Annotated in this window: 23 protein-coding genes; 10 read left to right on the top strand and 13 right to left on the bottom strand. The window is 69.0% G+C overall.

Features of this window, described 5'->3' with window-relative positions:
* Positions 1 to 1,797 carry a terminase large subunit gene (locus ACFQBR_RS15545; RefSeq protein ID WP_344176927.1) on the bottom strand — a complete coding sequence of 599 codons (1,797 nt, stop codon included), beginning with the start codon at positions 1,795 to 1,797 and terminating at the stop codon, positions 1 to 3.
* Positions 1,766 to 2,227, bottom strand: a complete 462-nt coding sequence (locus ACFQBR_RS15540) for a phage terminase small subunit P27 family (RefSeq protein WP_344176924.1) — start codon at positions 2,225 to 2,227, stop codon at positions 1,766 to 1,768. Before ACFQBR_RS15540 ends, ACFQBR_RS15545 begins: the two co-directional genes overlap by 32 nt.
* A gap of 126 nt (positions 2,228 to 2,353) precedes the next feature.
* On the opposite strand from ACFQBR_RS15540, the gene ACFQBR_RS15535 reads away from it, so the two are divergent.
* The 9 genes from ACFQBR_RS15535 to ACFQBR_RS15495 all read left to right on the top strand — a co-directional run bounded on the left by ACFQBR_RS15535 (position 2,354) and on the right by ACFQBR_RS15495 (position 7,272).
* Positions 2,354 to 2,674: a hypothetical protein gene (locus tag ACFQBR_RS15535; RefSeq protein WP_344176921.1), complete on the top strand. Its 321-nt coding sequence runs from the start codon at positions 2,354 to 2,356 to the stop codon at positions 2,672 to 2,674.
* A gap of 127 nt (positions 2,675 to 2,801) precedes the next feature.
* A complete protein-coding gene (locus ACFQBR_RS15530; protein ID WP_344176919.1) occupies positions 2,802 to 3,017 on the top strand; it encodes a hypothetical protein in 216 nt (71 codons plus the stop codon).
* An 82-nt stretch (positions 3,018 to 3,099) separates the two neighbouring features.
* A complete protein-coding gene (locus ACFQBR_RS15525) occupies positions 3,100 to 4,104 on the top strand; it encodes a DUF932 domain-containing protein (RefSeq protein ID WP_344176917.1) in 1,005 nt (334 codons plus the stop codon).
* Between the two features lie 139 nt (positions 4,105 to 4,243).
* On the top strand, positions 4,244 to 4,441 hold the full coding sequence (locus ACFQBR_RS15520) for a hypothetical protein (protein ID WP_344176914.1): 198 nt from the start codon (positions 4,244 to 4,246) through the stop codon (positions 4,439 to 4,441).
* Complete coding sequence (locus ACFQBR_RS15515; protein ID WP_344176912.1) at positions 4,438 to 5,595, top strand: DNA polymerase III subunit beta; 1,158 nt, start codon at positions 4,438 to 4,440, stop codon at positions 5,593 to 5,595. The genes ACFQBR_RS15520 and ACFQBR_RS15515 overlap by 4 nt, the downstream gene beginning before the upstream one ends.
* Positions 5,596 to 5,655: 60 nt before the next feature.
* On the top strand, positions 5,656 to 5,934 hold the full coding sequence (locus ACFQBR_RS15510) for a hypothetical protein (protein WP_344176910.1): 279 nt from the start codon (positions 5,656 to 5,658) through the stop codon (positions 5,932 to 5,934).
* Positions 5,935 to 6,029: 95 nt separating this feature from the next.
* Positions 6,030 to 6,329 (top strand): hypothetical protein, encoded by a 300-nt coding sequence (locus ACFQBR_RS15505; RefSeq protein WP_344176908.1) that lies wholly within the window; start codon positions 6,030 to 6,032, stop codon positions 6,327 to 6,329.
* Entirely contained in the window at positions 6,326 to 6,724 is a 399-nt protein-coding gene (locus ACFQBR_RS15500; RefSeq protein ID WP_344176906.1) for an ASCH domain-containing protein, read from the top strand. The genes ACFQBR_RS15505 and ACFQBR_RS15500 overlap by 4 nt, the downstream gene beginning before the upstream one ends.
* Positions 6,721 to 7,272 (top strand): hypothetical protein, encoded by a 552-nt coding sequence (locus ACFQBR_RS15495; RefSeq protein ID WP_344176904.1) that lies wholly within the window; start codon positions 6,721 to 6,723, stop codon positions 7,270 to 7,272. Before ACFQBR_RS15500 ends, ACFQBR_RS15495 begins: the two co-directional genes overlap by 4 nt.
* A 4-nt stretch (positions 7,273 to 7,276) precedes the next feature.
* Here ACFQBR_RS15495 and ACFQBR_RS15490 read toward each other — a convergent pair whose 3' ends face one another.
* A complete protein-coding gene (locus tag ACFQBR_RS15490) occupies positions 7,277 to 8,173 on the bottom strand; it encodes an NAD(P)-dependent oxidoreductase (RefSeq protein ID WP_344176901.1) in 897 nt (298 codons plus the stop codon).
* Between the two features lie 109 nt (positions 8,174 to 8,282).
* Here ACFQBR_RS15490 and ACFQBR_RS15485 point away from each other — a divergent pair, with 109 nt between their 5' ends.
* Positions 8,283 to 9,023 (top strand): DUF2786 domain-containing protein, encoded by a 741-nt coding sequence (locus ACFQBR_RS15485; protein ID WP_344176899.1) that lies wholly within the window; start codon positions 8,283 to 8,285, stop codon positions 9,021 to 9,023.
* A 29-nt stretch (positions 9,024 to 9,052) separates the two neighbouring features.
* Here the strand turns inward: ACFQBR_RS15485 and ACFQBR_RS15480 are convergent, their stop codons facing one another.
* The 10 genes from ACFQBR_RS15480 to ACFQBR_RS15435 all read right to left on the bottom strand — a co-directional run bounded on the left by ACFQBR_RS15480 (position 9,053) and on the right by ACFQBR_RS15435 (position 14,630).
* Entirely contained in the window at positions 9,053 to 9,475 is a 423-nt protein-coding gene (locus ACFQBR_RS15480) for a hypothetical protein (protein ID WP_344176897.1), read from the bottom strand.
* Between the two features lie 107 nt (positions 9,476 to 9,582).
* Complete coding sequence (locus ACFQBR_RS15475; RefSeq protein WP_344176894.1) at positions 9,583 to 10,725, bottom strand: GNAT family N-acetyltransferase; 1,143 nt, start codon at positions 10,723 to 10,725, stop codon at positions 9,583 to 9,585.
* A 7-nt stretch (positions 10,726 to 10,732) separates the two neighbouring features.
* Positions 10,733 to 11,299 (bottom strand): ParB/RepB/Spo0J family partition protein, encoded by a 567-nt coding sequence (locus ACFQBR_RS15470; RefSeq protein ID WP_344176892.1) that lies wholly within the window; start codon positions 11,297 to 11,299, stop codon positions 10,733 to 10,735.
* Positions 11,300 to 11,448: 149 nt separating this feature from the next.
* Positions 11,449 to 11,817: a hypothetical protein gene (locus tag ACFQBR_RS15465; RefSeq protein ID WP_344176890.1), complete on the bottom strand. Its 369-nt coding sequence runs from the start codon at positions 11,815 to 11,817 to the stop codon at positions 11,449 to 11,451.
* 12 nt (positions 11,818 to 11,829) lie between these two features.
* Positions 11,830 to 12,324, bottom strand: a complete 495-nt coding sequence (locus tag ACFQBR_RS15460; protein ID WP_344176888.1) for a WDGH domain-containing protein — start codon at positions 12,322 to 12,324, stop codon at positions 11,830 to 11,832.
* A 16-nt stretch (positions 12,325 to 12,340) separates the two neighbouring features.
* A complete protein-coding gene (locus ACFQBR_RS15455; protein WP_344176886.1) occupies positions 12,341 to 12,667 on the bottom strand; it encodes a hypothetical protein in 327 nt (108 codons plus the stop codon).
* Between the two features lie 173 nt (positions 12,668 to 12,840).
* Positions 12,841 to 13,050, bottom strand: a complete 210-nt coding sequence (locus ACFQBR_RS15450; protein WP_344176884.1) for a hypothetical protein — start codon at positions 13,048 to 13,050, stop codon at positions 12,841 to 12,843.
* Between the two features lie 23 nt (positions 13,051 to 13,073).
* Complete coding sequence (locus ACFQBR_RS15445) at positions 13,074 to 13,892, bottom strand: hypothetical protein (protein ID WP_344176881.1); 819 nt, start codon at positions 13,890 to 13,892, stop codon at positions 13,074 to 13,076.
* Positions 13,889 to 14,227 (bottom strand): PadR family transcriptional regulator, encoded by a 339-nt coding sequence (locus tag ACFQBR_RS15440; RefSeq protein WP_344176879.1) that lies wholly within the window; start codon positions 14,225 to 14,227, stop codon positions 13,889 to 13,891. Before ACFQBR_RS15440 ends, ACFQBR_RS15445 begins: the two co-directional genes overlap by 4 nt.
* Before the next feature lie 46 nt (positions 14,228 to 14,273).
* On the bottom strand, positions 14,274 to 14,630 hold the full coding sequence (locus ACFQBR_RS15435; protein WP_344176877.1) for a hypothetical protein: 357 nt from the start codon (positions 14,628 to 14,630) through the stop codon (positions 14,274 to 14,276).
* Positions 14,631 to 14,636: the final 6 nt, after the last annotated feature.

Here is a 14,636-nt window from a genome sequence, read left to right as displayed (position 1 = left end):
TCAGAAGATGTCGGCCTCGGGCAGGGAGTCGGCGTCGGTGACCGAGCTGGCGAGCTGGCCGTCGACGGCGAAGAACAGGGCGGGCATCCCGTCGATGCGCAGGCCGCTCTTGTGGCGTTCGGGCTTGACCGGGCGGATGCGGTCGGGGTCGTCCCTCGGGCTCTTGGCCACGAGGTTGTCGGCCATCCAGCGGGCGACCGGGTTGCCGAAGGTGCGCAGCTCGTGGGCCTTGAGCATCCGCATGGTCTCGGTCATCGGGGCGGTCATCTTGTCGAAGGTCGTCCCTGACTCGACCATCTCCAGACCGGTGCGGGCCTGGACCTCCTGGCGGACGGGCTCACCCGACCAGCGGTCGTAGGTGACGTCGGTGATGGCGTACCGGCCGTGGTCTTCCTCGATGTCGGCGTACACGGCCTGGTAGTCGATGACGTCGCCGTCGGTGACACGCACCCACCCGGCCGCCACCCACTCGGAGAACGCCCCGTCGGTGTGCTCGTCGAGCTTGGGGACAATGGATTCCGGGCACCAGAACCGCCAGATCACCGACCCGTCGGCGAAGAGGAGCGCCCAGGCGGTGAGGTCGATCTTGCTGGAGAGGTCCAGGCCCGCCCAGCACTTCTTGCCTTCGAGCTGGGGCAGCACCCAGTCCGGGGTAGGAGCGACCTCGCCGATGTTGGCGTCCCACAGGTCCATGGTGATCCAGCGGCTGACTTGCTGCACCCGCTGGTTGAGGTGGAACTGGGCGAACCCGTTCTCCTTCGTCGGGCTGTCCCGTGCTTCGAGCGCCTGGCGGCGCATCGCCTCGATGCTCTTGAACTCCCCCAGGGCGGGGTTGGGCCATTTCCAGTTCGCCTCGTCCCAGCGATCGAGCGACACCGGCAGGTCGGGGTGGCCGGGGAACGCCCGGTGCAGCCGCTCCAGCTCGTCCTCCGAGCGTGGCCCCTTGCGCACGAACGCGAAGATGTGCGGGGCCTTCGCCGGGTCGGCCTGGATGGCTTCGGCCTCGTCGATCAGGTCCGCGCCGAAGCTGGCCGCATCGTTCGTCTCAGTGGTCGTGGCGAACAGGAGTTCCTGCGCGCGTGCGCCGACGGCGGTGGTCATCGCCTCCCACAGTGACCCGTCACGTTGGCTCAAGACCTCGTCGAGACAGAAGCCGTGGGGGTTGTGGCCCAGCTCGCCGGTCGCGTCGGCGGTGATGATCTCGTAGTGGGAGGCCGACTTCTCGTCGTAGATGCGCCGCGCGTTCTTGGTGTGCTGGAGCCGCCTGCTCAGCGGCGGGGAGAGCTGCACCATCCGCAGGGCGGGCTCGAACACCTTCCCGGCCTGCTTGGTGTCGGCCGCCGCGCCGTAGACCTCCGCGGCTTCCTCGTCGTCGGCGATGAGCAGGTACAGCAGGATGGCGGCGGCCAGCTCCGACTTGCCGTTCTTCCTGGCGACGACGATGTACGCGATCCGGTACCGGCGCACGTACCGGCCGTGGTCCTCGGACCAGATCACCTCGCCCAGCAGCGGCCGGGCGATCTCGTGCTCCTGCCAGAAGCGGAGCACGAAGGCTTTGCGCGCGTGCGGGCCCTTGGTGTGCCGCAGCAGCTCCGCGCAGAACTTCACGAACTTGTCCGCGCGGGGCTCGCAGTAGTGCGCGCCCCGCTTGGCGCAGACCGTGTCGTCGAGCGTGTACCCGCAGACGCCGCCGCGCCGCGACCGGGGCCGCCACCGCCGGTTGTGGTCCGGGGCCCGGCGCTGTGCGCGGCGCGCGTGTCCGCCCTTAGGAGAGGAGCCTGTCCGCGCTGCGGCCACGGCCCGTCTCCCTCGCCATACGGATCTCCGAGCGCGCCGACGGGGTCAGCCCGAACTCCTGGGCGAAGCCGCGCAGGGTCGCCGCGGCGTCCCGCTGGACCTGGACGACGGGGTTGCGCACGAGCGCCCCGCCCTTGGCGGAGCGGATGAGGATCCCGCTCTTGGCCAGCAGCGAGCACGCCTTCCGGTGAGTCACCACGGCCTCGCAGTAGGCCCGCAGGCTGTCGCGGTCGGCGGGAGTGGCGGTGCCCATCGCGGCGAGCTGGTCGACGGTGTAGTCCCACACGGCCCGCACGTCGGCCGACGCGTCGTCGGGGCACTCGGGGAGCCCGTCGCCGGGCACCGGCTCGTCGACGTTGATCCGGTCGCGGCGGTCGCCACGCAGCAGTCGCACGTTGGTCGGCGTCGGCCGGGGTCCGCGCTTGCCCATTCTCACCACCCCCTTTCAACTGGGAAAAGGCACTCATTTCACCCCGGCTGAGTCTTGGCTCTCACCGGGGTCTCCGTCATACTTAAAACATAACCAGTACAGTACTAGTCAAGAAAGAGAGTCCCCATGAAGCCTCCGACCCACCGCGTCAACGGCATCGCCTACTGCGACACCTCGCGTCTCCCCGTGCTGCGACAGCGGCCGAAGTGGGGCAGCCCCGACGAGGGCGCCCAGCTGATCGAGACCCTGAGCGACCTGTATGACAACATCGAGACCCACATCGGCGCCCAGGCGATGACCGCCGTAGCGGGGTCCGGGGAGCTCTGGTACGTCGTCGGCCTCCGCGCCGCCGACTCCGTGACGGTCAAGCTCTCGTGCCAGTGCCACGCTCGCGAGATGGCCCGCGACCTCTTCGGCCTCGCGCACACCCCCGACGAGCGCGACTAGCAGACCCCTTCCCACCTGGGAAAACTCTCGAAAACGGGCCCGGTGCATGTCTTGTGCCATCCCGGACAGCCCCTCATACTTAAAACATAACCAGTACAGAGCTAGTCAAAATACGAGAGGGCCCACCATGAACCCCGCCGAACTCGCCACCGCCATCGCCTTCGTCTTCAACGAAGAGCTGTCGCTCGCCATCGAGGAGACCACCGGCTCCGACGACGTGTACGTGTCCGAAGCCGTCACCTACGCGAACGCCGGGATCACCGCCCTCGCGGGAGTCGTGCTGACCCTCTCCAACGGCTCCGAGTACCAGATCACCGTTCACCCCTCGCGCCCCGCGCGCTGATCTCGCGCCCCGGGCAGCACGCCTGCCCGGGGCGCTCCCGCCCCACCTGAACACCCGACGCAGCACCCGAAAGGAAAGACCAGTGGCTCACGAACTCGAGCAGTTCTCCGACGGATCCACCGCCTTCGTCTCCGCCCGACTCGACGCCTGGCACCGACTCGGCACCGTGCTCCCCAGCACGTTCACCGCCGAAGAGGCCATGACCACCGCCCACCTGGGCGGGTGGAACGTCCGCAAGTCCCCGCTGACCACCACCGTCGACGAGCGCACCTTGACCGTCCCCGGGGCCTACGCCACCGTCCGCACCCACCCCAAGACCGGGGAGCCCGACGTCCTCGGGTACGTGGGCGAGCAGTGGCAGCCCGTCCAGAACGAAGAGTTGGCCGACTTCCTCAACGTGTTGAGCGACGAGAGCGGCGCGCACTTCGAGACCGCCGGGAGCTTGAAGGAAGGGCGGCACGTCTTCATCACGATGAAGATGCCCGAGGCGATGACCATCGGGGACGGCACCGACGACCTCGACCTGTACATCGCCGCGATGAACGCGCACGACGGCACCGCGTCCATGCGCGCCGTCGTGTCCCCGGTCCGCATCGTGTGCGCGAACACCCAAGCGGCCGCGCTCAGGCAGGCACGCAGCACCTTCACGATCCGCCACACGAGCGGGGTCACCTCCAAGGTCGCCGAAGCGCGCGAAGCGCTGCGACTGACCTGGAAGTACCTCGAAGCATTCCAGCTCGAAGCGGAGAAGATGCTGCAGACGAGCATGAGGGACGTCGACTTCACCAACAAGATCCGACGCCTGTTCCCGATCGACGCCGACGCCGGGAAGCGCGCCAAGGAGAACAACGACGCGGTGATCTCCCAGCTCCGCTACCTGTACTCCGAGGCTGACACGAACGCGAACATCCGGGGCTCGCGCTGGGCTGGCTACCAGTCCGTGGTCGAGTACCTCGACCACTTCGCGCCCGTGCAGGGAGCCGACGACGAGACCGCGCGCGCGATCCGCGCCGAGCGGGTCCTCATCCAGTCCAGCGTGACCAAGCTCAAGCGCGCCGCGTTCGACGCGTTCGTCCTCGCGAGCTGACCAGACCCCCGACGCGGGGTCGGTGACCGTCCCACCGCCCCGCGCCGGGCCCACCGCCCCGGCGTGGGACACGCGACCGGGCGCCCCGCGCCCACCGACTCGCTTCCCGCGCCAGGGCCCACCCCAGAGAGGGGACCCGATGGACCCGACCGCCCGTCGCCTGCGCGCCGCACGCGCCCGCCTGTCGATGGCGACCTACCGGCACCACCACCCCGGCATGGCACAGGCCGACCTGACCACCCGGATGCTCGCCCTGCTCGCCGACGTCGACCGCCGCCGCACGCGCCGGCTGCTCGCCGCCGTGCTGCGCCCCCGCCCCGAAGGGACCACCCGATGATCACCACCAGCGCGGCAGCGCTGCGTACCGCGCTCTCCGCCACCAGCCTGATCCACCGCGCCCGCCCGGCCCTGCCCATCCTCGCCGGGGTCCTCATCCAGACCCGGGACGGGGCCGCGACCGTCACCGGCTACGACTTCGACACGTGCATCACCATGACCCTGCCCGGGGAGGCACCCGGGCCCGACGCGAGATTCGTCGTCGACCACACCGCCCTGATCAAGGCAGTCAAGGCCGTGCGCGGGTCCACCGCCACGCTCGCCGACGTGCCCGCCACGCTCACCCTCCACGAGCAGACCGTGACCGTGACCGTGGGCGCCACCACCGTCGAACTGCAGACGCTGCCCGCCGACGACTGGCCGGTCATGCCCGCCCCGGTGCCGCCCGATGTCGGCGTCGACCGGCTCGAGTTCGCCCGCGGGGCGCGCGCCGCCGCGTGCGCTGTCGAGCGGTCCGATGCTCTGCCCGTGCTGACCGCGATCCACCTGCGGATGACCCCTCGCGAGATCGTCCTGGAGGCCACCGACCGGTACCGGGTCGTGAGCGTGCACACCCCCACCCTCGCCGTGCTGACGCCGGGGCTGAACGCGACCGCGCTCGTGCCCGGCCGCGTGTTCGCCAAGCTCCTGTCCAAGACCACCTTCGAGCACGCCGCCATCGGGGTGAGAGCCGACCCGCGCGGAGAGGGATGGGTGAGCGTCCACAGCGGGGCGCTCGTCGCGACCCTGCGTCTGATCCCCGCCACTCCCGTGTCCCTCGCCCCGTGGGTGCCGCGTGAGTCCGAGACGACCGCGACCGTGAACCGTCGCGCGTTCGCAGCGCTGCTCGCCGTCGCTGACACGAACACGGCAGGCCACGAGCACCCACAGGTGACCGTGCGCATGAGCGTCGACAGCATCTCCGTGTCCGCCGACCCGACCGTCGAGGGCACACCCATCAGCGCCGACGTCCACGGCCTGCTCACACCCGTGACGTTCACCGCCCGGTACCTGTCCGACGCGCTCGCCACCATGCGAGCCACCACCATCACCCTGCACCTGTCGCCGGGCCGCAAGGTCGCCTCGCTCGTGCCCGAGGGTGCGCCGCTCGCGCTGAGCGCCGAACACCTGCACATGATCGCGCCCGTCAAGCCCGTCAAGCCCATCCGGCTCTGACGCCCTCGTGCCGCCCCCGCCCGCCCCGGGGGCGGCACCCCACCCCGAAGGGACCGACCCATGACGACCCGAAGCGAGCGCGCTGCCCTCACCCAGCTCGCCGTCACCGCCTGGCACGAGATCGACGAGATCCTGACCGAGCGCGGCGAAACCTACGAGACCACCGACCTCAACACCTGGCGGCCCGGCCTGCGCAACGCCTGGGCGGAGCTGACCGGCATCCGCCGAGCACTCGAAGCCGTCGGCCAGCGGCTCGACCTCAGCGACCTGCGCCACCTGCACGCCGCCGCCCACCGGGACAACCCCGCGTGTGCGCCGGCCAGCAGGACCCTGCAGTGACCGGCCGAAGTCTGCGCGTCGCGCTCAACCCCAGACGGGGTTGGGCGCGACGCCGGTTCGGACGTCTCCGACCCCGAGCCGATATCATCACCAGCATGACACCGGTAACGTATCTGACCATCGCGGACCTACCCGCCTACCTTCACGACCGGCACGGTCTCACCGGCCGGAGCGGAGGCCCCCTCACCGAGTCGACGGTGCGCAGCTACCACGACGCCGCCACCAAGCGCCGCAACGACGAGTGCCCGAGGCCGGGCGACTTCCCCGAGCCCGACCAGTACTTCGCCCGGACCCCCGTGTGGCTCGAGGCGACCGTCGACGCCTGGGCGACCAACCGCCCCGGCCGCGGAGCCGGGGGCGGGCGGCCACGCAAGAACAAGAGGAGCGACCCATGACGCTGCGAGCCCTGTCGGTACGCCACCCCTGGGCGTGGGCAATCCTGCACGCGGGCAAGGACATCGAGAACCGCACCTGGCGCACCGACCACCGGGGCCCGCTGGTCATCCACGCGGGCAGCGCCACCGCCCCGGGCGCCCGGCAGCGGCTCGCCGCCATGGGGATCACCGTCCCGGGGAACCTCGTACCCGGCGCCATCGTCGGAGTGGTGGACGTCGTCGACTGCGTGCGCGACCACTCGAGCACGTGGGCGGTCCCCGACCACTGGCACTGGGTGCTCACCAACCCGCGCCCACTCGCTGAACCGATCGTGTGCAAGGGGGCGCTCAGCTTGTGGCGCGTCCCCGAAGAGATCACTCGGCAACTGCCGACCGACCTACTGGAGAGTGCGTGACCCCTGAACTCCTCAACGGATTGATCGGCGCAGGCGGTGCTCTGAGCGGTGCCCTGCTGGGCGGTCTCCTCACGTTCGGAGGGGTCGTATACCAACAGAACCGACAGACCAGACAAGCCGTCGAAACGCGTCGCAGAGACATTACCGAACAGGCCATCGAGGCAATCTTTGGACAACTACAGAGGCTACGGCATCTGACAGAGAATTCACCAAGTCAATTCGTCGATTGGGATTCAGCAATAGATGAATGCCTGACCGAGATCTATTTGAAAGCACAGCGCATATCAGACAAGGAAATCCGGAAATCCCTTGAGGCTGCAGTCGCATCGGCCTTCGGTAGCTCCCCGGCGTTTCGCGCTCCGAGAGACCGTGCGTCCTCGGACAGGCACTTGATCATTTGCATGGTGAACGAAGTACAGGAACTCCTGTCTACCTTCTTGCGGGGGGATCCACTTCCCACAGGCCAGCCACATCTCAGGAGGGCTCGACGAATCACGGAAAAGAGCGCACGGCTGTGGGCGGCAGCACTCAGGCCGGTAGACGAGTGAGGCGTCAGTACTCAGCGACTGCGTCCACCACTCGGTGGAGCGGCTGCCCGCTGCGGTAGCGGTGGAGCTGGTCGAGGAAGTCGACGGCCTGGCGGCGGCCCGCACCGGAGGCCCGCCAGGCGTCGTGCGGGGTGATGACCACGGTCGGCCGCTTCCACAGCGGCGAGTCAGCGGGCAGCGGCTCGACGGCGAACGTGTCGAGCACGGCCCCGCCGAGCCGCCTGGCATCGAGGGCGGCGGCCAGGGCGTGCTCGTCGACGACCTGTCCGCGTGCGGCGTTGATCAGCCACGCCCCGGCGGGCAGCGCCCCGAGCACGGCGGCCCCGATCAGGTGGTGGGTGCGTTCGGTGAGCGGGCACGCGAGCACCAGCCAGTCCGTGCCGGGGAGCAGCGCCTCCCAACCCGCGGCGGCCCGGCTGCCGACCGTGGACACGTGCACTTCCATCGCGGCGAGCGCCCCGCCGGCCGTCTGGCCGATGGCCCCGTTCCCGACGATGAGGGCGCGGGTGCCGGAGATGAGTCGGGGTGCGCCGACGCCGGGTTCCCACCGGCCTGCCCGTGAGGCTTCGGCGTAGGCGGGGGTGCCTTTCGCTGCGATGAGTACGGCGGTGACGATCCATTCGGCGACGGCGTCGGTGTACGCGCTGGTCTTGGTGAGGGTGATGTCGCGGGCGGCGAGATCCGCCAGGGGCAGGTCGTCGACTCCGGCGGTGTCGGTGTGGACCCAGCGCAGCCCGCGCGCTCGGGTGAGCGTGTCGGTGACGTCGGCGGCGGTGGTGCCCGCGCGGCGCCACAGGATGTCGGCGCGGGCGGCGGCGGGTGCGCCAAGCGGGACGGCGGTGACGCCGCTGTGGGCCTGGAGGGCGGTGCGGCCCCGCTGGTCGGTGGCGATGGTGAGCACGGCTACCTCCGAAAATGTCTCCCGCACAGCTCTTGTTACTCTCCGGAGTCTCCGCGATACTTATAACGTAACTAGTTTCATACGAGTTAAGTTATTGAAGGGACGCGAGATGACCACGTCGACCGAGTACCACGAGAAGATCGCGAAGCTCCTCGCGAAGGCCGAGGGCAGCGACAACCCGCACGAGGCCGAAGCGTTCACCAAGGCAGCCGAGAAGCTGATGATCAAGTGGGGCATCGACGAAGCCGTCGTGCGCGCGCAGATGACCGGCGAGCAGTCCACCGAGGAAATCACTACGCTGCGTATCGAGTACACCGACACGTACTCCGACGCGTACGTGTCCTTCACCAGCGCCATCGTCGAGGGACTGGACCTGCGCTGCTACTACCAGCGGGGCCACCAGCACGACGACCAGCGCCTCGTCTACGTCATCGGCCACGAGTCCGACGTCGAGCGCGCCGGGATGCTGCTCGCCTCCCTGCGCCTGCAGGCTGCCTCCGCCATGAAGACGTGGTGGCGCACCAGCGGCTACAGCGCCACCCTGAAGGGGTGGGCCGGGTTCAAGGCCCGCCGCCAGTTCGTCATCAGCTTCGGCATCGGAGTGGGCGAGCGCCTCGCCGGGCTCAGAGTCGAGACCATCGCCGAGACCGGTGGCAAGTCCACCGAGCTTGTCCTCGTCGACCGGGCCGCCCGAGTCGACGCGTGGATGGAAGAGAACGTCGGCAAGCTCGAGACCGCGCGCGGCGTGAAGGTCAGCCTGATCGGGCACCTCGAGGGTCGGGAGGCCGGGCAGCGCGCCGACATCGGCAACAACGTGACCGACGGCGACACCGAGTCGATCGACAGCTAAGGGCACCAGCCCTGCCCGACCGGTCGTGATCACACGACCGGTTCGTGGCGGAACGCCTCACACCAGATGGCCAGCTCCTCGACGGTGGCGGCCTGGTGGCCGATGTCGATCCGCGGCCGGGAGCACATGGCGAGCCGGTCGGCGGGAAAGGGCTCGAGCACGCCGCGCATCCACGCGGGGTCGGTGATGGCCATCCACAGGTGCGCCACGGTGTGCGTGACCGTGCGAGCAGCGACCGCAGCCCAGTCGGCGGCGTGCAGGTGGCCCCGGCTCGCCCCGATGTCGACCGCCCACCGCAGGGTGGGCAGCTCGTCCATGTCGGCGAGCAGCAGCCCGGCCCCGGTGGTGATGAGCAGCCCGTCGCCCGCCCGGTCGGGACCGTAGTCGATGACGTGCGGGAGACCGTACAGGCGTGCGGCGCGCACGGGGTCCAGCCCTGCGACGAGTCCCATGGGGGTCCATCTCCCGAATCCGAGTCCGTGAGTCCGGGCGTGCTGGGCGATCCGCTGCGCCCTGATGTGATCGTGTGCGGTGCGGGGTGCTCCCTGCAGACGCGGTCTCAGCGGTGCCCTTCAGAAGTGGCTGATGTGGAGGGGGAGCGCCTCAGCTCCTCGGGCACGTACACCCACGTGGTTGTCAGGCGGCCGACGCTGGAGGCCATCCCCTTGATGGTGGAGGTCTTGCCGACGGCGGCCTTCATCTTCGGGGCCATGGTGAGCCGCCACATGTCGGGGTGGCGGCGGCGGTGCGCGATGAGCGAGCGCGCCGACGTCGTGGCCCGGAACCGCTTCTGCTCGCGACGCCACAGCTGTTCGGCGACCGCCTCGATCATGGCGTTGCCGACGCCGAGCCCCTGGTAGTCGGGAAGGACCACCGTGCGGTGGCCCCGCCACCAGCCCCGGTGACCGGCCACGGGCAGCAGGGAGAAGAACCCCACCAGGTGCTCGACCCCGTCTCCGAGATCGGCGTAGGCGAGGAACACGCGGGCGGCGTTGTGCAGCTGACCGGTCAGATAGTGGTGGCCGCGAAAGCGCGACCAGGCTTTGCGAGAGCCCTCGCGGACGTGGAGACGGATGTGGGGTCGATGAAGACGCCCCCAGTGGGTGCGGCCTTCGTCGAGGTCGTAGTACCAGTCCACCTCGAGCCACTCGAGCACATCCCGGTGGCAGGTGACCGCGACGAACTGTCGGCCGGCGCGGCGCACGTGCCGGGCGACGGCCGCCGACAGCGACGCGGCCACGGTCCGGTCCACCACGGAGGTGAACTCGTCGACGACCACCAGCTCGTCCTCGCCGACGAGGGAGCGGGCAAGGTCGGCGCGGTGCTGCTGCCCGGTGGACAGGACCCGGTAGGGGCGTAGCCACGCGGGCGGGGAGGAGAACCCCACGGCGGTCAGCGCGCCGACGATGTCGTCGGCCGACATGCCCTCGGGGAAGTCGTCGAGCAGACAGTCCGCCGACCATGGGTAGGCGGCGGCGCGGTACTCGCGCGGCCACAGGGCGCGGGCGAGGGTGCTCTTGCCGCGGCCGGACGCGCCGACGATGGCGCCCACGGACCACGGCTGGTCCTCGCAGGCGGACAGGTCGGCGGAGAAGGTGAGGGTCTGCTCGGTCTGGTGGGGGATGTCGAACTGGCCCTCGACCCGGGCGGCCCGGAAGCTGGTGGGCACCGGGGAGGACACGGTCACGTGCGCGGTCGGCATGCCACCCTCACAGCGTCAGGACCCGGCAGGTGTGTCCCTCGCCGGTGAGCCGGTCGAACATCTCCTGTTGGGCGTCCTCGTCTGCGCACTCGACCACGACCTCGAACCGGGAGGCGAACACCTCGTCGTCATCGTCGGCGACGTCGGTGCCGAGGAGCTTGGCGAGGTCGGTGTCGGTGTAGCCGGTGCCCTCCAGGTCGGACAGGTCCGACAGGAGTGCGCCGAGCGCGTCGGGGTCGTTTTTCGCCAGGTCGCTCGCGCGATTGTCCATGACGACGATCTTGGCTGCGGTCTCGGCGTCGACGTCGACGAAGGTCGCGGCGATCTCGTCCCAGCCGAGCCGGTTCGCTGCGGCGTAGGTGTGGTTGCCCGCCAGGACCTCGTTGGGGCGGCCGGTGTGCGTGCCCTTGTTGACGACGATGGGCCTGTACTGGCCGTTGGCCTCCAGGCTCTTGGCGATCAGGTCGACGTTGCCCCGGCGGGGGTTGCGCTCGAAGGGCTGCAGGTCAGCGACCGGCACGGCCAGGTGCTGGATGTCGGGATGGATGCGAGGCGGCGGCGCGGTCTTGGCCATGGGCGGGCTCCTTCGGTGACCCCGTTTCGGAAAACCTGTCAGCGAGTAAGCGCAGTCACCGGGGCGTTCGCTCGGCCTACCCCCCCAGGTCCGCGACCCACCCCCTCCCCCCAGCGCGCCCGGGGTCACGGGCTGCGGTCGGGGCGGGCTCACCTGCGGTTCCATCCGCCCGGCTGCGCGCGGGCTGTCTCGGTGGAGTGGCAGGGGGCGCACAGGCCACGGCCGTGTGCGGGGTCGTTGGGGTCGAGCCCCTGGGCGACTAGGTCCTTGCGTGAGTGCGGGTGGTGGTCGGCGTGGGTGGAGGGGGCGGCACCGCAGCGGACGCACACGGGGTCGCGGGCGAGGACGCCCTTGCGGAAGCGGTCGCGGTGTTCGGTGCCGTACCCCTGGGCGGTGCTGCTGCCGCGTGCCCTCTGGCTGCGTGCGCGGACGCGGGTGCGGCACTGGGGTGAGCAAAGGCCGTCGGCGTCCTTGAGCTGCCTGCAGCGGGTGCACCGGCGGGGTGCTCTGCTGGGCATGGCCGCGCTCGTCTACTCGTGCCGGTGCTGGTCGGGCTGGTAGACGGCCATCTGCTCGAAGTTGCCGAGGACCAGGGCGTCGACGCCGGGCAGGTGTCGGGCGACGGCGGCCTTGAGACTTGCGGCCACCTCTGCGGTCATGAGCGCCTTGCTGCGCAGGATGAGGGTGTCGCCGGGGCGCACGAACTGGGGGTCACTGTGGGCGCTGCGCAGGAGCGCGCCGTGGGAGGCGGCCTCGTCTGCGGTGAGCGCGGCGAGCCGCCGGTACTTTTCCCCGTTGGTGTGCCCGTCCCATTCAGGGCCCTCGGCCACGGTCGGCACGTGGGGGAACAGATCGAGGTCGGCCTGGGTGAGGTGCCAGCTCATCTGGCCCTGTGGGGTGTCGATGTAGATCAGCGGCCAGTCGGGGTCGTCGGCGGGGTCGCCGTTGCGGACGATGACGGCTGGGTACAGGGCGGCGAGGTGCGCGATGAGCGCGGCGCGCTCGCGGTAGACGGCATCGGTCATGGGCGGGCCTCCCGGGTCAGGGCTCGAAGGCGATGAGCTTGAGGTCGGCGCTGGCCACGTCGATGGGGACGCTGGTGCCGTACAGGGCTGGGGAGAGCGAGGCGAAGGTGCGGGTGTCCCCGGCGGGGATGGACACGACGGTGTCCTCGACGGCGCGGCCTCCGACGGTCACGGGGGTGACGAGGGTGAGGTCGAGCGCAGCCGCGCCGGCGTTGCGTACCCGGAGCACGGTCCGGCCGCTGTTGGGCAAGGCGTGCTGGTTGACGGGGTCGCCGTTGGTCTCGGTGGGGTCGGCGGATCCGGCGTCGGAGAGTCGGGTGACGGGGATGGTGACGCGCGGCACGGCGGCCTCCTCGGTCGGGGTGGCCCGGCACCACCGTGACGGGTCAGGGCCTGGGTGGTGTCGGGTGGCCGGTCCGCTGTCGCGGTCCGGGGTACGCGAAACGCCCGGCCGCTGTGCGGTCCGGGCGTCGGGGTACAGGTATTCGATTCTGACCAGAGGGTATGCCACGCCTCCTACGCTGTGCAACCGGGCGCGGGGCGGGTGCGGGCGTGGCGTCTTTCGCGTTCGACCTCGAACAGCTGGGCGGCGTTGATGTGCCCGTGGCGCTCGACGAGACGACCGTCGAGCACCCACCGTTGGACGGTGCGGGGGGACACCCTGGCCTCGGCAGCTGCCTCAGCACGGGTATACCAGCGGCGTCGTGGGTCAGAATTGCTGATCATACCCGCACCTCAACATTTTGTTCCTATGAGCAACCTTGGTACCAGTTACTTGCACGACTCACCGCTGCATCTACCAGAGTCCATGGCATGAGCCAGCGATCGACATTTTTATTACGCGCGGCAATCCCCACGCTTTCACTTTGCTGCACCTCTGCCCTAATATTGCATGAATCGCCCATGGAAACAAGGGCTAACAGCCGAGTCTCCACATATGAATCAGCAGGACCATATTCAGCAATCTGCCTTTTTATTTCCAACGCTGATTTCACCCATGAATTCCAATCCGAGGTCAGCTCAGTCGTAATATCGGCAAGCTGCAACATATCTGTTGTGACTCGCGTAAGCTTGATCACGACAATTGACTTCCAGACATTGAAGCCGATTATCGCATGTCCGACAATTAGAGCAGTCGACGCCAGAAAATAATACCCTGGAATACTTGCCAGGTAAGCGAGGGCGATGAAGATCGGCGAACTCGCAACTGATACGACTATGACGGCTTTGCTGCGCGCCACATCTACATCGGCTTTAAGTTCGGCATCTTGCAACTCATATCCGACCTTCCCTGCAGAACCGAACAACCCTCCAGCAAAACGCAACCCCTTGAACAAACGTGTGACGGGAACCGCGTCATCCCCATGCAGGAACATATGCAGTTCTGCGATCCACTCAAGCTCCATATCGCCGCGCACCTGCGGCGGGAGTCGTCGGGCAGCGAGTTTGACCAGAGTTTGAGGCAACCGGTCGAGGCGAGTCCGCGCTTCTTCACTCAGCATGTCGGTGCAGATAGTCAGAACAACACCACCGAGCAGGCCGAGCAAGGCAACCCCTGCCGTGCTCATGCGTTCCCCCTTATCGGGCGGAGACCCAGACCCAGGGTCGACTGCATGCCGAGCTGAGCGTACAACTCAGCCAAGGCCACCCGGCCTGCGGCGGCCCCATCAGGGCTGATCAGATAGAAGCGCCTGGCTGGACGCCCCTCTGCCTTCTCGTCGATGTCCTCCCACTGGGCAGTCAACCAGCCCGCCTTCTGGAGACGAGCAAGGATTGGGTAGAGGGTGCCGCTCTTCAGGGAGGTGTCCTTCATCAGGTCGAAGCCGTACCGTCTCCGACTGGTGTCTTCAAGGAAGGCCCGGAGGACTGTTGCCACCGGTACCGTCATTTTCACTTCTTCCATAGTTGCCACTCTACATAGGGGCTATGTAGCTTGGCAACTTAGCTGGTCAGCGGGATGTGCGTGGCTTGCGGTGCAGCGCCTCGGTGAGGCCGACGAGCCCGAACACGGCGAGCAGCGCGCAGGCAACGGCGGCGAGCGCCCACCACCCTCCGAGGGTGAACAGCCAGACGGCGAGTCCGCCGAACAGGGCGGTGACCCCTGCGCCGAGCGTGACGCCCGCCGGGTCGCGGCGCACGATGCGAGCATCGTCGGCCTGGGCGCGGATGTCGGCGGGGGTGCGGTGGTCGACCCAGGCGCGGTACACGGTGATCCCGGAGTCGTGGAGGGCGTCGACGGCGCGTCGGCGCATGTCCTCGTTGTCGGCTTCGTCGGGCAGGGTGATGGTGATCCACAGTGCGGACACGGGTTC

Origin of the sequence: Nocardiopsis tropica, from assembly GCF_042660575.1 — a bacterium.
Lineage (GTDB): Bacteria > Actinomycetota > Actinomycetes > Streptosporangiales > Streptosporangiaceae > Nocardiopsis > Nocardiopsis tropica.
The sequence above is the reverse complement of the archived record's forward strand: the minus strand, read 5'-3'. Positions and strand labels throughout refer to the sequence as shown.

Bases quoted from the DNA above. Each gene is read 5' to 3' on its own strand.
- ACFQBR_RS15530 (WP_344176919.1), top strand. From the start codon at position 2,802: ATGAACCCCGCCGAACTCGCCACCGCCATCGCCTTCGTCTTCAACGAA.
- ACFQBR_RS15445 (WP_344176881.1), bottom strand. From the start codon at position 13,892: ATGAGCACGGCAGGGGTTGCCTTGCTCGGCCTGCTCGGTGGTGTTGTT.
- ACFQBR_RS15450 (WP_344176884.1), bottom strand. From the start codon at position 13,050: ATGATCAGCAATTCTGACCCACGACGCCGCTGGTATACCCGTGCTGAG.
- ACFQBR_RS15520 (WP_344176914.1), top strand. From the start codon at position 4,244: ATGGACCCGACCGCCCGTCGCCTGCGCGCCGCACGCGCCCGCCTGTCG.
- ACFQBR_RS15440 (WP_344176879.1), bottom strand. From the start codon at position 14,227: ATGGAAGAAGTGAAAATGACGGTACCGGTGGCAACAGTCCTCCGGGCC.
- ACFQBR_RS15505 (WP_344176908.1), top strand. From the start codon at position 6,030: ATGACACCGGTAACGTATCTGACCATCGCGGACCTACCCGCCTACCTT.
- ACFQBR_RS15475 (WP_344176894.1), bottom strand. From the start codon at position 10,725: ATGCCGACCGCGCACGTGACCGTGTCCTCCCCGGTGCCCACCAGCTTC.
- ACFQBR_RS15460 (WP_344176888.1), bottom strand. From the start codon at position 12,324: ATGACCGATGCCGTCTACCGCGAGCGCGCCGCGCTCATCGCGCACCTC.
- ACFQBR_RS15535 (WP_344176921.1), top strand. From the start codon at position 2,354: ATGAAGCCTCCGACCCACCGCGTCAACGGCATCGCCTACTGCGACACC.
- ACFQBR_RS15510 (WP_344176910.1), top strand. From the start codon at position 5,656: ATGACGACCCGAAGCGAGCGCGCTGCCCTCACCCAGCTCGCCGTCACC.
- ACFQBR_RS15540 (WP_344176924.1), bottom strand. From the start codon at position 2,227: ATGGGCAAGCGCGGACCCCGGCCGACGCCGACCAACGTGCGACTGCTG.
- ACFQBR_RS15515 (WP_344176912.1), top strand. From the start codon at position 4,438: ATGATCACCACCAGCGCGGCAGCGCTGCGTACCGCGCTCTCCGCCACC.
- ACFQBR_RS15465 (WP_344176890.1), bottom strand. From the start codon at position 11,817: ATGCCCAGCAGAGCACCCCGCCGGTGCACCCGCTGCAGGCAGCTCAAG.
- ACFQBR_RS15485 (WP_344176899.1), top strand. From the start codon at position 8,283: ATGACCACGTCGACCGAGTACCACGAGAAGATCGCGAAGCTCCTCGCG.
- ACFQBR_RS15470 (WP_344176892.1), bottom strand. From the start codon at position 11,299: ATGGCCAAGACCGCGCCGCCGCCTCGCATCCATCCCGACATCCAGCAC.
- ACFQBR_RS15500 (WP_344176906.1), top strand. From the start codon at position 6,326: ATGACGCTGCGAGCCCTGTCGGTACGCCACCCCTGGGCGTGGGCAATC.
- ACFQBR_RS15480 (WP_344176897.1), bottom strand. From the start codon at position 9,475: ATGGGACTCGTCGCAGGGCTGGACCCCGTGCGCGCCGCACGCCTGTAC.